General features: G+C 68.0%; 13 protein-coding genes. All 13 read left to right on the plus strand.

What is annotated here, in order from left to right:
* The coding region (locus V3328_RS12805; protein WP_340330066.1) for a CoA transferase at nt 1-546 on the plus strand (546 nt) is incomplete at its 5' end.
* Nucleotides 539-1333, plus strand: a complete 795-nt coding sequence (locus V3328_RS12810; RefSeq protein ID WP_340330067.1) for an enoyl-CoA hydratase-related protein — start codon at nt 539-541, stop codon at nt 1331-1333. The genes V3328_RS12805 and V3328_RS12810, both read left to right, overlap by 8 nt.
* Before the next feature lie 51 nt (nt 1334-1384).
* Complete coding sequence (locus V3328_RS12815) at nt 1385-2320, plus strand: hydroxymethylglutaryl-CoA lyase (RefSeq protein ID WP_340330068.1); 936 nt, start codon at nt 1385-1387, stop codon at nt 2318-2320.
* Nucleotides 2321-2345: 25 nt separating this feature from the next.
* Nucleotides 2346-3545: an acyl-CoA dehydrogenase family protein gene (locus tag V3328_RS12820; RefSeq protein WP_340330069.1), complete on the plus strand. Its 1200-nt coding sequence runs from the start codon at nt 2346-2348 to the stop codon at nt 3543-3545.
* 49 nt (nt 3546-3594) lie between these two features.
* Nucleotides 3595-4980, plus strand: coding sequence for an MmgE/PrpD family protein (locus V3328_RS12825; protein WP_340330070.1), 1386 nt, complete (start codon nt 3595-3597; stop codon nt 4978-4980).
* A 20-nt stretch (nt 4981-5000) separates the two neighbouring features.
* Nucleotides 5001-5876, plus strand: a complete 876-nt coding sequence (locus V3328_RS12830; protein WP_340330071.1) for an MBL fold metallo-hydrolase — start codon at nt 5001-5003, stop codon at nt 5874-5876.
* Nucleotides 5877-5987: 111 nt separating this feature from the next.
* Nucleotides 5988-6389 (plus strand): carboxymuconolactone decarboxylase family protein, encoded by a 402-nt coding sequence (locus V3328_RS12835; RefSeq protein WP_340330072.1) that lies wholly within the window; start codon nt 5988-5990, stop codon nt 6387-6389.
* Between the two features lie 572 nt (nt 6390-6961).
* Nucleotides 6962-7903 (plus strand): branched-chain amino acid ABC transporter permease, encoded by a 942-nt coding sequence (locus tag V3328_RS12840; RefSeq protein ID WP_340330073.1) that lies wholly within the window; start codon nt 6962-6964, stop codon nt 7901-7903.
* On the plus strand, nt 7903-9699 hold the full coding sequence (locus tag V3328_RS12845; protein ID WP_340330074.1) for a branched-chain amino acid ABC transporter ATP-binding protein/permease: 1797 nt from the start codon (nt 7903-7905) through the stop codon (nt 9697-9699). The genes V3328_RS12840 and V3328_RS12845 overlap by 1 nt, the downstream gene beginning before the upstream one ends.
* The gene (locus V3328_RS12850; protein WP_340330075.1) at nt 9677-10384 is read left to right on the plus strand and encodes an ABC transporter ATP-binding protein; all 708 of its coding nucleotides are present in this window, start codon (nt 9677-9679) and stop codon (nt 10382-10384) included. Before V3328_RS12845 ends, V3328_RS12850 begins: the two co-directional genes overlap by 23 nt.
* 55 nt (nt 10385-10439) lie before the next feature.
* Nucleotides 10440-11672 carry an ABC transporter substrate-binding protein gene (locus V3328_RS12855; RefSeq protein ID WP_340330076.1) on the plus strand — a complete coding sequence of 411 codons (1233 nt, stop codon included), beginning with the start codon at nt 10440-10442 and terminating at the stop codon, nt 11670-11672.
* A 73-nt stretch (nt 11673-11745) separates the two neighbouring features.
* Nucleotides 11746-12555 carry an SDR family NAD(P)-dependent oxidoreductase gene (locus V3328_RS12860; protein WP_340330077.1) on the plus strand — a complete coding sequence of 270 codons (810 nt, stop codon included), beginning with the start codon at nt 11746-11748 and terminating at the stop codon, nt 12553-12555.
* Between the two features lie 5 nt (nt 12556-12560).
* On the plus strand, nt 12561-13472 hold the full coding sequence (locus V3328_RS12865) for an NAD(P)-dependent oxidoreductase (RefSeq protein ID WP_340330078.1): 912 nt from the start codon (nt 12561-12563) through the stop codon (nt 13470-13472).
* The last annotated feature ends 43 nt before the right edge of the window (nt 13473-13515 follow it).

Below are 13515 nucleotides of genomic sequence, written 5' to 3' on the forward strand. Positions count from 1 at the left end.
ACCGGGCTTGCCTGGATGACGATCCCGCTGGCGGGCTACGAGGCGGCCGGCGACGTGCGCAAGCCGTACGGGTCGGGGGTTGCGGAGATCGTGCCCTACCAGGCGTTCGAGACGGCGGACGGCTGGCTGATGATCGCGGCGGGCAACGACAACCTGTTCCGCAAGCTGTGCTCGGTGCTGGGCCTGGACGAGCTTGCCGCCGACCCGGCCTTTGCGACCAACTCGGCGCGGGTGGTCAACCGCGTGCGGCTGATCCCGATGATCGCGGCGAAGGTGGCGACCTGCGCGCCGGACGAGCTTGCGGCGCGGCTCGATGCGCTCGGGGTCCCCAACGCGCCGCTCCTGACCACCGACCAGGTGGCGCGCCACCCGCAGACGCAGGCGCTGGAAATGACCGTCGAATGCGACGATGATGCCGGCCTGCCGCTGGTCGGCGTGCCGCTCAGCCTCGACGCCAAACGACCCCGCACAACCCGACGCGCACCAAAGCTCGGCGAGCACAACCGGATATTGAAACGGAAACCTTCGGAGACGCCAGTTGGCTGAGACGTTCGACACCCTTTCCCTCGACCGCCCGGAAGACCACGTCCTGGTCGTCACCCTGAACCGGCCCGACTCGGCGAACGCCATGAACACCCAGATGGGGCTCGACCTGATGGCGGTGTTCGAGAAGCTCGCCATCGACCACCAGGACCTGCGCTGCGTCGTCCTGACCGGCAGCGGCCGGAAGGCGTTCTGCGCCGGCGGCGACCTGAAGGAACGCAAGGGGATGAGCGACGAGACCTGGGCTGCCCAGCATGCCATCTTCGAGCGCATGGTGCGCGCGATCATCGGCTGCCCGCTGCCGCTCATCGCAGCCGTCAACGGGGCCGCCTATGGCGGCGGCTGCGAGATCTCGTCGGCCTGCGACTTCGTCTACGCTGCCTCGAACGCCCGCTTCGCCCTCACCGAGGTGACGCTCGGCATCATGCCGGGCGCCGGCGGCACGCAGAACCTGGCCCGGGCCATGGGGTCGCGGCGCGCCAAGGAACTGATCTTTACCGGCCTGCCCTTTTCGGCTCAGGAGGCGGCGGACTGGGGCCTCGTCAACAGGATCTGCGAGCCCGACGACTTGATGCCGGAGGTCTTGAAGACCGCGGCACGCATCGCCGGCAACGCGCCGATTTCGGTGCGCCAGGCCAAGCAGGCGATCTCGCGCGGACTCGACATGTCGATCTGGGACGGGCTGGCAATGGAGATCGAGGCCTACAACCGGATGGTGCCGACAGAAGATCGCCGCGAGGGCGTGCTTGCCTTCAACGAGAAGCGCAAGCCGGACTTCAAGGGCCGCTGATGACCGGGCGACAGGGCAAGCGGCCCGCATGAACGCTGAAAGGAGCTGACGATGGCCGAGAAGGCTTTTCTGCGCGAGGTGGGTCCGCGCGACGGGCTGCAGCTCGTCAAGACGATCCTGACGACCGAACAGAAGCTCGAATGGTGCCGTCGCGAGGCGGCGACGGGCGTGTCGGAGATCGAGGTGACGTCGTTCGTGCCGCCGCACGTGGTGCCGCAGTTCGCCGATGCGGGTGACGTGGCGCGCGGCGCCGTCGCGATGGGCGGCTTCACCGCCGCCGCCCTGGTGCCGAACCTGAAGGGCGCGCAGTTCGCGATGGAAGCCGGGATCGCCAAGATCAACTACGTGCTGTCGGCGAGCGAGGAGCACAATCTCGCCAATGTCCGCCGCAGCACGCAGGAGTCGATCGACGACTTCGCGCGCATCATCGCGTTGCGCGACGAGATCGCTCCGGGCAAGGTGAAGGTTGGTTCGGGTATCGCCACCTCCTACGGCTGCACCATCTCCGGGCCCGTGTCGGAAAAGCGTGTGGTCGAGATCGCGGCGAAACTGCTGGAACTCGGCGCCGACGAGATCGCCGTCGCAGACACGGTCGGCTACGGCAACCCTGGACAGGTCCGCCGCATCATGGGCGCGGTCGTCCGCGAGGCGGGCGACATTCCCGTCGCCTCCCACTTCCACGACACCCGCGGCCTCGGCCTGGCCAACGTCACCGCAGCCCTCGAGGTCGGTGTGAGGGCGTTCGACGCCTCGCTCGGGGGTCTCGGCGGCTGCCCGTTCGCACCCGGGGCCAGCGGCAACATCGACAGCGAGGACACGGTGTTCCTTCTCGAGGCGCTCGGTTTCGATACCGGCGTCGACATCGAGGCGCTGGTCGAGGTGCGCCGCATGGTCGAGGGCTGGCTGCCGGGCGAACGCTTTTCCGGATCGATCGCCGAGGCGGGTCTTCCCAAGACCTTCCGTGCGCCGATCGACGCGGCAGCGTAGCGGCCGGCAGACGAGAGACACGAGGATGGATCAGTACAATCGGGATGCCGCCACCGAGACGGTCGGCGTCGACGTCGGCGAGGACTACCCCGAACTGCGCGAGGCGGTTCGCCGGATCTGCGCCGACTATCCGCCGTCCTACTGGCGCGACCTCGACGAGCAGCAGGCCTATCCGAGCGCCTTCGTCGAGGCGCTGACCGAGAGCGGCTTCCTGGGCGCGTTGATACCCGAGGTGTACGGCGGCTCGGGCCTGCCGCTCAGGGCGGCCGCCGTCATCCTCGAGGAGATCAACGGTTCCGGCTGCACGGCCAGTCCCGCCCACGCGCAGATGTACATCATGGGCACGCTGCTCAGGCACGGCAGCGAGGAGCAGAAGCGCAAGTACCTGCCGGGCATCGCCTCCGGCGACCTGCGGCTGCAGGCCTTCGGCGTCACCGAGCCTACCACCGGCTCCGACACCACCCAGCTCAAGACCCGCGCGGTGAAGGACGGCGACCACTACGTGGTCAACGGGCAGAAGGTGTGGACATCGCGGGCGCTCTATTCCGACCTGATGCTGCTGCTCGCCCGGACGACGCCGGCCGACCAGGTCAAGAAGCGCACCGACGGCCTGTCGGTGTTCCTGGTCGACCTGCGCGAGGCGCGCGGCAACGGCGTCGAGATCAAGCCGATCAAGGCGCTGCTCAACCACAACACCACCGAAGTGTTCATCGACAATCTCAAGGTCCCGGCCGAAAACCTGATCGGCGAGGAAGGCAAGGGCTTCCGCTATATCCTCGACGGCATGAACGCGGAGCGGATCCTGGTTGCCTCCGAATGCGTCGGCGACGGCCGCTGGCTCCTGAAGCGCGGCGTCGAATACGCTGGCGAGCGCGTCGTCTTCGGCAAGCCGATCGGCGCCAACCAGGGGGTGCAGTTTCCCCTCGCGCGCGCCTATGCGGAGCTGGAGGCCGCCGACCTGATGTGCCGCAAGGCGGCCGCCCTGTTCGACGCCGGCAGGCCGTGCGGCTCGGAAGCCAACATGGCCAAGCTGCTCGCCTCCGAGGCGACCTGGCATGCCGCCGACGCCACCCTGCAGACCCACGGCGGCTTCGGCTACGCCCGCGAATACGACATCGAACGCAAGTGGCGCGAGGTCCGGCTCTACCAGACCGCGCCGATCTCCACGAACCTGATCCTCGCCTATATCGGCCAGCACGTGCTCGGCATGCCGCGGTCCTATTGAGGCGGCAAAGCCGGGCCGACAGGAAGCGAAACCTGAGGGAGCCAGACGGATGACCGGACTGACACGCCAGGCGGCGGACTTCGTCGCATCGATCACCTACGAGGCGATACCGGACAGGCTCACCGACGCGGCGAAATCCGGCATGACCGACTGCGTCGCGGTGACGATCGCGGGATGCGAGGAGGAGGCCGTCCGGCTCGTCGCGGGAATCGTCTCCCCGGCGGCCGGCATCGATGGCGCGGCGCCGCTGATCCCCTCGGGCGACCTGTATTCGGCGCCCGACGCGGCGCTGGTGAACGGGGTGGCAGGCCACGCGCTCGACTACGACGACGTAGGCATGGACGGCCATCCGAGCGCGGCGATGACGCCGGCGATCCTGGCGGAAGGCTGGGCGCTCGGCGTTTCGGGACAGCGGGCGCTTGCCGCCTATGTCGCCGGCTACGAACTGTGGGCGCTGCTGAAGGCGCTCGAGCCGGGCATCATGCACGAGCGCGGCTTTCACCCGACAGCGGTGATGGGCACGATCTCGGCAGCCGGCGCCTGCGCGGTCCTGCACGGCCTGGATGCGGAACGCGCCGGTCATGCGATCGGCATCGCCGCCTCGCTCGCCTCGGGACTGGTCGCCAATTTCGGGACCATGACCAAGCCGCTGCATGCCGGCCGCACGGCGCAGAACGGCGTCATCGCGGCGCGGCTGGCGCAGGCCGGCTTCACCGCGGCCCCTGACATTCTCGAACACCGCACCGGCTTCATGATGGCGCATTCGGCGTCGGGGACGCCGGACATCGCCGATCGCGACCACGGTCTCGGCCGGACCTGGCGGATGGCGGAACTCGGGATCAACATCAAGGGCTATCCGCTGTGCTACTGCACGCACCGCGCCATCGACGCGATGCTCGACATCGTCAACGACAACGACCTGAAGCCCGACGACGTGCGCGAGATTCGCGTCGGCGCGGGGACGCCCGAACTGCTGATCCTGCGCAACCACACGCCGAAGACGGGGCTGGAGGCGAAGTTCTCGATGGAGTTCGCGATGGCGAGCTCGCTTGTCGCCCGGCGCGTCGGCATCGCCGAACTGAGCGACGGCTTCGTCGCCCGACCCGAGGTGATCGGCGCGATGGAGAAGGTGAAGCTCGCGGCGATCCACGACGGTCTCGGCGGCCTGCCGGACGCGCCGCCCGACACGGTCGAGGTCGAGACGGTGTCCGGCCAGGTGCTGACGCACGCTCCCGTGCAGTACGCGCGGGGAAGCTGGCAGCTGCCGCTCGACCGCGACGGCCTGAAGGCGAAGTTTCGCGACTGCGTCACCGGTCGCCTGCCTGTGCCGCAGTCCGACGGGCTGTTCGGCGCCATGATGGCGCTGGAGGAAATCGCCGACCTCAAGGAACTGCCGCTGTCGGAGGCCGCCGCAACGCGGCTGCGCAGCGCCTGAACGAACTCTGGAGGAATAGCATGGGCTCAGCCCCGATCGAACAAGTTGCCGGCCTCTATCACCGGCGCATCGGCGACGTCACCGTCACCGCCCTGTCCGACGGCTACCTGGACGCGCCGTTCGAGGTTCTCCGAGACATCGAGCCTGCCGACGCCGACAGCCTCCTCAAGGGTGCCTACCGCCCGTCGCCGCCGCGCATCTCCGTGAACTGCTTCCTGATCCAGACGGGCGAGAGGGTCGGCCTCGTCGACACCGGGTCCGGCGAGACGATGGGGCCGACGCTCGGCCGGCTGCCGGGTCTGCTGGCGAGGATGGACCTGACTCTCGCCGACGTCGACACGGTGCTGCTGACCCACATGCATCCCGACCACTCCAACGGACTGACGGCGGAAGACGGCACCGCGCTGTTTCCAAATGCCGAACTCGTGGTGTCCGAGCAGGAAATCGGCCACTGGTACGACGACGCTGCGATGGCGCGCGCCACCGAGAGCCAGAAGACCCGCTATTTCGGCTGGGGCCGCTTCCAGACCGGACCATACCGCGACCGCGTCCGCCACGCCGCCGGCGAGGTACTGCCGAACGTCACCGCGGTGCCCCTTGCCGGCCACACGCCCGGCCATACCGGCTACCAGGTCGCCTCCGGCGACGACGCGCTGCTGATCTGGGGCGACATCGTCCATGTCCCGGATATCCAGTCGCGCCACCCGGAAGTGACGATGGTGTTCGACAGCGATCCCGAACAGGCTGTCGCGACGCGCCGGCGCATGTTCGACATGGCGGCGAGCGACGGTCTGCTGGTCGCAGGCATGCATGTCCACTACCCGGCCTTCGCCCACGTCGTTCGCCGCGGCGACGCCTACGCCCTCGAGCCGGAGGTCTGGGCGTTTACGATGTGACCGCTCCCGTTTCCTTTGGCGGAACCCACGCGTCGGTCCCAAGACAGGCCGCGGCAGAGTGTATACACTTTTCGCGGCGGCTGAGGCCGTGCGTCGGCGAGGGAGAGGGACATGGCGGAACGGCCCGAATTCGATACCGAACAGTTCGCAAGAGGCGAGAGGATGCGCCGCGAGGTGCTGGGCGATGCCCATGTCGACGCGTCGCTGAACCGCGCCGACGACTTCACCGCGGACATGCAGAAGCTCGTTACCGAATGGGCGTGGGCAGGCGTGTGGACGCGTCCGGGACTCGACCGGAAATCCCGGTCCATCGCCACCCTCGCCATGCTGACGGCGCTTAACAGACCGCATGAACTCAAAGCCCACGTGCGCGGCGCGCTGCGCAACGGCGTGAGCGTGGACGAGGTCAAGGAAGTGCTGCTGCAGGCCGCCGTCTATTGCGGGGCGCCCGCCGCGCTCGACGCCATGCGCGTCGCAGCCGAAGTCCTGCGCGAAGAGCGCGCGATCGGCTGAGGCCGGGTGACGGGAAGGACCGGCCGGATCGAAGCGGCCGCGCTCCACCAGCAGGCGTCGCACCTTGCAGTGGCCGGCAGCCTTCGCCCCGAGGTGCGGACGGACCCGCCCTCGCCAGCGCCTCGTGGTTCGAGACGGGCTCTGACGAGCCCTCCTCACCATGAGGCTCAATTCATGCCGCGTTTGATTTGCAGCCAAATGTGGCCCTCATGGTGAGGAGCCTTGCGCAAGCAAGGCGTCTCGAACCACGAGGGCGGGCAGCCAATTGACGCCGGCTGTTTCGCAACCCCGCCCGCGCGCACCTTTGCGGTTGACGGAGCGGTATCACACCCACTAACCTTCCCTGAAGTGTCGACACAATGAAACAGCTCGGCTGCCGGCGGAGATGTCCGGAACGGCCGCGCCACAGGGAGGAAGTCGAGACAATGGCTAGAGATAGCCACGGCGCGGCGTGCCATCTGCCTCCTTTCGGCTGCCCCAGGCCGCCATCCCGTTTTCACCCGAACTGCCGACAGCAGGCATGCCTGCCGCCCGGTCCTTCAAGCCCGCCCCACGGCTGAGCGGAGAGCCCGGTGGAAGAACTCAAGTGGTTTTTCGTCGACTTCTTCCAGGCGATGAGCGCCGGGCTTCTGGTCGGCGGAATCTACGGCCTGATGTGCGTCGGCCTCGGCATCATCTTCGGCGTCATGCGGGTCATCAATTTTGGCCAGGGCGACTTCATGATGCTCGGCATGTACGGGGCCTACTACATGTTCACGCTGCTCGGTCTCGGCGTGCTCCTCGGCCCCTATGCGGGACCCGTCGCCGCAGCGGCGCTCGCCGGTCCGGTCGTCTTCGTCATCAGCTGGTTCATCCACCTGTTCCTGGTCAGGCACGTCACTGGTGCTCGGGTCGTCTCGTCCGAGGCCGAGGGCCACTACGCGCAGATCATCCTGACGCTCGGCATCGCGCTGGTGCTCGCCAATGGCGGGCTCATCGTGTTCGGGTCGCTGCCGGTCTCGATCCCCACGCCGATGTCGCGGGAGAGCTGGTCGATCGGGCTGATCTTCCTGAACAAGGCGCGCACCGTCGGCTTCTTCATATCGGTGCTCAGCGCCGCCGCGCTCTACCTGTTCCTCAGCCGCTCGACGCTCGGCAAGGCGATCCGCGCCGCCGCCGACAATCCGGTCGCCGCGTCCTATGTCGGCGTCGACGTCGACCGCTCGCACCGCTTCGCCTGGTCGCTCGGCTGCGCGATCACCGCAGTCGCCGGAGGACTGATCGCCTCCACCCAGACCTTCCAGCCCTATATCGGCCTCGACTTCGTCATCGTCATGTACGCAGGCGTGGTGCTCGGCGGGCTGGGCAGCATTCTCGGCGCCTTCTGGGGCGGCCTCACCATCGGTCTGGTCCAGCAGATGTCGACGCTCATCCTGCCCTACCAGCTCCAGAACACCGCAGTGTTCGTGGTCTTCCTGCTGATCATCTTCTTCAGGCCGCGCGGCATGTTCGGCCGCGTCTGGGAGCGCGCCTGATGCGCGGCACCCGCGAGGGCATCGGCCGCGAGATCGGCCTGATCGCGCTGTTTGCCGGCGCCTACCTGGCGATCAGCTTCGCGGTACAGGATTCCTACTACCAGCTCATCATGACGCTTGTGCTGGTCTGGGCCACGCTGGCGATGAGCTGGAACTTCCTGTCCGGCTACTCGGGCATGATCTCCTTCGGCCAGGCGAGCTTCTTCGGCCTCGGCGGCTACGCGATGACGATCGCCTTCGTCGATTTCGGCATCACGCCATGGCTCGGCATCCCGATCGGAATCGTCGTCGGCGTGCTTGCCGGCATCATCATCGGCATCCCGACCTTCCGGCTGCGCGGCCACTACTTCGCCCTGTCGATGCTCGCCTACCCGCTCGCCATGCTCTACGTGTTCGAGTGGCTCGGCTACCAGGAAGTCTCGCTGCCGATGATGCGCGAGGCGCCCGCCGCGTTCATGCAGTTTTCCGACCAGCGCGTCTATATCGCCCTGGCGCTCGGCATGCTGGTGATCTGCATGCTGGTGTCGCTGCTCGCCGAACGGACCCGGTTCGGCATGTCGCTGCTGGCCGTCAAGCAGAACGAACTGGCCGCGGAGGCCGCAGGCATCGATTCGTGGCGGTGGAAGATGTACGCCATGATGGTGTCCTCGGCGATGGCGGCTGCCGCCGGCGGGTTCTACGCCGTCGTCGTGCTGGTGGTCACGCCGCCGAGCCTGTTCGGCATGCTGGTCTCGGCGCAGGCGCTGATCCTCACCCTGTTCGGCGGCGTCGGCGTCTACTGGGGCCCGGTGATCGGCGCGATCGTGCTGGTGCCGCTGGCCGAGACGCTGCATGCCGAGCTCGGCCACATCGTTCCCGGCATTCAGGGCGTCGTCTACGGGGTCGCCATCATCGTCATCATCCTGTCGGCGCCGGACGGCATCTACTGGAGCATTCGCGACCGCCTCGCCAGGCGCCGCCGGGCCGGCGCCCCGGCGGAAGCCGCGCCGGCGCCGGACGTCGCGTTCCCGGCCGCGCCCGTGCCTGCAGCCGGCGACCGGACGCTCGGCGGCCCCCTGCTCGAACTCGAGAACGTTTCCCTGTCCTTCGGCGGCCTGAAAGCCGTGGACAACGTCACCCTGACCGTCCGCGAAGGCTCGATCCACGGCATCATCGGGCCCAACGGCGCCGGCAAGACGACGCTGTTCAACGTCATCAACGGCTTCCTGAAGGCAGAGTCCGGGTCGATCCGCTTCGAGGGCGGCGAACTGGTCGGTCTGAAGCCGCACAAGGTCTGCGCGCTCGGCCTCGGGCGGACGTTCCAGGTGGTCCGCGCCTTCCCGCGCATGAGCGTGCTCGAGAACGTCATGGTCGGCGCCTATGTGCACGCCGCCACCGACGCGGAGGCCGTCCACCGTGCCCGCGAAGCGCTGCAGCGCGTCGGCCTCTCCGGCGACCAGATCACCGCCACGGCGAGCGGCCTGCCCACCAAGCAGCTGCGGCTGATGGAGCTTGCCCGCGCGCTTGCCGCCCGGCCCCGGCTGCTGCTGCTCGACGAAACCCTGGCCGGGCTCGGCCACGCCGAGCTCGACGACATCCTGGCGGTGATCCGCCAGGTCAACCGCGAGGGCGTCACCGTGGTGATAATCGAGCACACCATGCAGGCGATGGTGAAGCTGGCAGATGCATTCTCCGTGCTCGACCACGGCAGCCTGATCGCCGGCGGCGCACCGGCCAGCGTCGTCAAGGACCCCAGGGTCATCGAGGCCTATCTCGGCAGGAAATGGATGGATCGTGCTCAGGATCCGGTCGCTTAACGTCGCCTATGGCGGGCTGCATGCCCTGACCGACCTCTCCATCGAGGTCGGGGAGGGACAGTTCGTCGCCGTCGTCGGCCCCAACGGCGCCGGCAAGACGACGCTGTTCAAGGCGATCTCCGGATCGGTGACGCCGCTGTCGGGCGAAATCACCTATGGCGGCCGCGACCTGATGAAGATGCCGCCCGCCGAACGCGCCCGCCTCGGCATCGCCCATGTCCCGGAAGGGCGGCAGGTATTCGCCTCCATGACGGTGCTGGAGAACCTGGAGATGGGCGCCTATGCGGGCCGCGGCCGGGTCGACTGGAAGACCCTGCTGCCGAGCATCCTCGACCTCTTCCCGGTACTCGACGAGCGCAAGGACCAGCTCGCCGGCACGCTGTCGGGCGGCGAGCAGCAGATGCTGGCGATCGGCCGCGGACTCGCCTCGGCGCCGGAGCTCTTGATGCTCGACGAGCCGTCGATGGGTCTGGCGCCGACGATCGTCGACGCGATCTTCGACCGGGTTCACCAGATTCATCAGCAGCACAACCTGACGATCCTGCTGGTGGAACAGCGCGTCGCCGAGGCGCTCGAGTCCTGCGACCTCGGCTACGTGCTGGAGACGGGACGCGTCGTGCTGGAGGGAACGCACGACGCGCTGATGTCCAACGAACAGGTTCGCCGTGCGTATCTGGGGATGTGAAGGGCCGGCGCGCCGGCCGCCCCGGAAGGCGCACGTCACCAAGGGAGGAAGTGAAATGACTTCGATATCCAGAAGATTCGTCGGCCTGGCAGGCGCTTCGGCAATCGCCGTCGCCGCACTTGCCGCGGGCCCAGGTCCCGCCGGGGCGCAGGAAACGCTCAAGGTCGCCGTGATCGCGCCGCTGTCGGGCCCGTGGGCGCGGCAGGGACAGCTGATCCAGATGGGCGCCGAAATGGCGGTCGACGAGATCAACGAGCTCGGCGGCATCAAGTCGATGGGCGGCGCCAAGCTGGAGCTGGTCTCTGCGGATGCCGGCGACTCGCCGGAGAAGGCCAAGAATGCCGCGCAGCGGCTGATCGCCCAGGAGCCGGACCTGGTCGGCGGCACCGGCGCCTGGCTGTCCTCGTTCACGCTGGCCGTCACAGAGGTCACCGAGCGGGCCAAGGTGCCGTGGCTGACGCTCTCCTACGCCGACAGCCTGACGGAGCGCGACTTCGACTACATCTTTCAGACCTCGCTGCCGGCAAGCCAGCAGTCTGCGAATTCGCTGCCGACGATCGTCGAGCTCGCCAAGAAGGCGACCGGCGGGATTCCCAAGACCGTCGGCATCATCGGCGACAACACCGCGTCGCCGGTGGCCTTCCTCAAGCCGATGCGCGAAGGCGGCATGGAGGAGATGGGGATCGAGGTCGTCATGGACGAGACCTATACCCCGCCGCTGTCGGATGCGACGCCGCTGATCCAGAAGGTCCGGTCCTCGCGTCCTGAGTTCCTGCTGTTCATCTCCTCGACGATCTCCGACCTGAAGCTCGGGCTGGAGAAGCTGAACGAGTTCGGCATCGACGTCCCGGTGATCGGCAACGGCGCCCACATGGGCGCGCCGGAAGTGGTCAACAACGTCTCGCCCGACCTCCTGGAAGGGGTCATGTTCATCGCCGCCGACTGGGGGCTGAAGGGACACGAGGAGATCATCGAGAAGTTCAAGGAGCGGACCGGCGAGCCCTGGATCACCCAGGACGCGATCACCGCCTACGGCGACATGTGGATCATCAAGGAGGCGCTCGAGAAAGTGGGCAGCGCCGACACCGAGGCGATCGCCAAGGCGATCCACGAGATGACGATCACCGAGGGTCCGGCCGCCACGGCGTTTCCCGGCGAGGTCGCCTTCGACGAGGCCGGACGGCGCACCGGTGGCCAGCTCGTCATCGTGCAGTGGCAGGATGGCGTGCCGGTGTCGGTGTTTCCGACGGAATCGGCCTTCGGGGAGCCGCGCTGGCCGCAGAACTGACGCTCTTTTCGAGGACCTGCCCGCGCCCCGGCCGGGGCGCGGGTCCTTCCTGACTGAGGACGCGATCGTTTCGATGGGACGGCTGGACAACAAGGTTGCGATCGTATCGGGCGCCGGCTCGATCGCGGAGGGCTGGAGCAACGGCAAGGCGACCGCCGTCGTGCTGGCGCGCGAGGGCGCCAGCGTGTTCGCCGTCGACCGCAATCCCGAGGCGGCAGAGGAGACGCGGGCGATCATCGAAGGCGAAGGGGGGCGTGCGACCGCCTATACCGCAGACGTCACCTCCGCTGCCGAAGTGAATGCGATGGCGGCCGAATGCCTGAAGGTCTACGGTCGCATCGACATCCTGTTCAACAATGTCGGCCTGCAAGTGCTCGGCGGGCCGCTGGAACTCGCCGAGGAGGACTGGGACCGGCTGATGACCGTCAACGTCAAGAGCATGTACCTGACCTGCCGCGCGGTGATCCCGGCGATGCTCGATCAGGGCGGGGGCTCGATCGTCAACAACGCCTCGGTCGCCGGCCACCGCTACACCTACAACAATGTCGGCTACTCGGCCTCGAAGGGCGCGGTCCGGCAGCTCACCCAGAACATCGGCGTCCAGTACGCCTCGAAGGGCATCCGCTGCAACGCGGTGCTTGCCGGCTACATGGCGACGCCGCGCATCACCGACCGGCTGAAGCGGGCCAATCCCGACGACTGGGAGGAGGTCCTCAACCGGCGGCTCGACCAGGTGCCGGCCGGCCGCTTCGGCACCGGCTGGGACGTCGCGCACGCGGTGGCTTTCCTGGCCTCCGACGAGGCCGCCTTCATCACCGGCACCGACATCGTCATAGACGGCGGCCAGTCGGCCTCGGCCGCCGGTAACGCATGGGGCGGATGAACATCATGAAGATCGCATTTCTCGGCACCGGACAGATGGGTGCGCCGATGGCCGAGCGGCTGGTCGACGCCGGGCTCGAGATCGCCGTCTACGACCGCAGCCCGGAGGCCATGGCACCGCTGGTGGACCGCGGCGCGCGCGGGGCCACGTCGGTGGCCGACTGCCTGGCCGGCGCCGAGGTGGCATTCGCCTGCCTGCCCTCGCCCGAAGTCAGCCGAGCCGTCGCGCTTGATCCCGGCGGCGCGATCGATGCGGGAGATCTCAAGGTCTATGTCGAGACCTCGACGATCGGCGCGGCTGCGGTGGAGGAAATCGACCGGGTGCTGGGCGGAAAGGGGATCGCGGTGCTGGACGCGCCCGTCAGCGGCGGACCGCGCGGCGCCCGCGCAGGGCGGCTGACCACCATGGTCGCCGGACGGCGCGATGCGTTCGACTCGGTCAGGCCGCTGTTCGACGCAATGGCCGGCAACGTCTTCTACATCTCCGAGACGCCGGGCCACGGGCAGGTGGTCAAGCTCGCCAACAACATGATCTCGGCGGCCTGCATGACGGCCACGTCGGAGGCCGCCGTGATGGCCGTGAAGGCCGGCGTCGACGCGCGGATCCTGATCGACGTCGTCAACGCCTCGACCGGCCGCAACGGCGCCTCGGTGGACAAGTTCCCGCAGTCTGTCCTGCCGCGCACATTCGACTACGGCGGCAAGCTGTCGACCATGTACAAGGACGTGACGCTGTGCTTCGCGGAAGCAAAGCGCCTCGACGTGCCGATGTGGGTCGGCAACACCGTCGTGCAGCTCTGGTTCCAGGCGATGTGCGAGGGCCGTGGCGACGACGACTACACGACCATCGTCAAGACGATCGAGGAGTTCGCCAGCGGCGTCATCGTCGGAGATCCCGATCCGGCCGCAGGCAGCTAGGCCGCGGCTGCACCGCATCCGTTCCATTCGGCAACGGACACAG

This window comes from Microbaculum marinum (assembly GCF_037855135.1).
In the GTDB taxonomy this organism is placed as follows: Bacteria; Pseudomonadota; Alphaproteobacteria; order Rhizobiales; family Tepidamorphaceae; genus Microbaculum; species Microbaculum marinum.

Excerpts from the sequence above, each read along its gene's own strand:
- V3328_RS12815 (WP_340330068.1), top strand. The coding sequence starts at position 1,385 with ATGGCCGAGAAGGCTTTTCTGCGCGAGGTGGGTCCGCGCGACGGGCTG.
- V3328_RS12820 (WP_340330069.1), top strand. The coding sequence starts at position 2,346 with ATGGATCAGTACAATCGGGATGCCGCCACCGAGACGGTCGGCGTCGAC.
- V3328_RS12825 (WP_340330070.1), top strand. The coding sequence starts at position 3,595 with ATGACCGGACTGACACGCCAGGCGGCGGACTTCGTCGCATCGATCACC.
- V3328_RS12830 (WP_340330071.1), top strand. The coding sequence starts at position 5,001 with ATGGGCTCAGCCCCGATCGAACAAGTTGCCGGCCTCTATCACCGGCGC.
- V3328_RS12835 (WP_340330072.1), top strand. The coding sequence starts at position 5,988 with ATGGCGGAACGGCCCGAATTCGATACCGAACAGTTCGCAAGAGGCGAG.
- V3328_RS12845 (WP_340330074.1), top strand. The coding sequence starts at position 7,903 with ATGCGCGGCACCCGCGAGGGCATCGGCCGCGAGATCGGCCTGATCGCG.
- V3328_RS12855 (WP_340330076.1), top strand. The coding sequence starts at position 10,440 with ATGACTTCGATATCCAGAAGATTCGTCGGCCTGGCAGGCGCTTCGGCA.
- V3328_RS12860 (WP_340330077.1), top strand. The coding sequence starts at position 11,746 with ATGGGACGGCTGGACAACAAGGTTGCGATCGTATCGGGCGCCGGCTCG.
- V3328_RS12865 (WP_340330078.1), top strand. The coding sequence starts at position 12,561 with ATGAAGATCGCATTTCTCGGCACCGGACAGATGGGTGCGCCGATGGCC.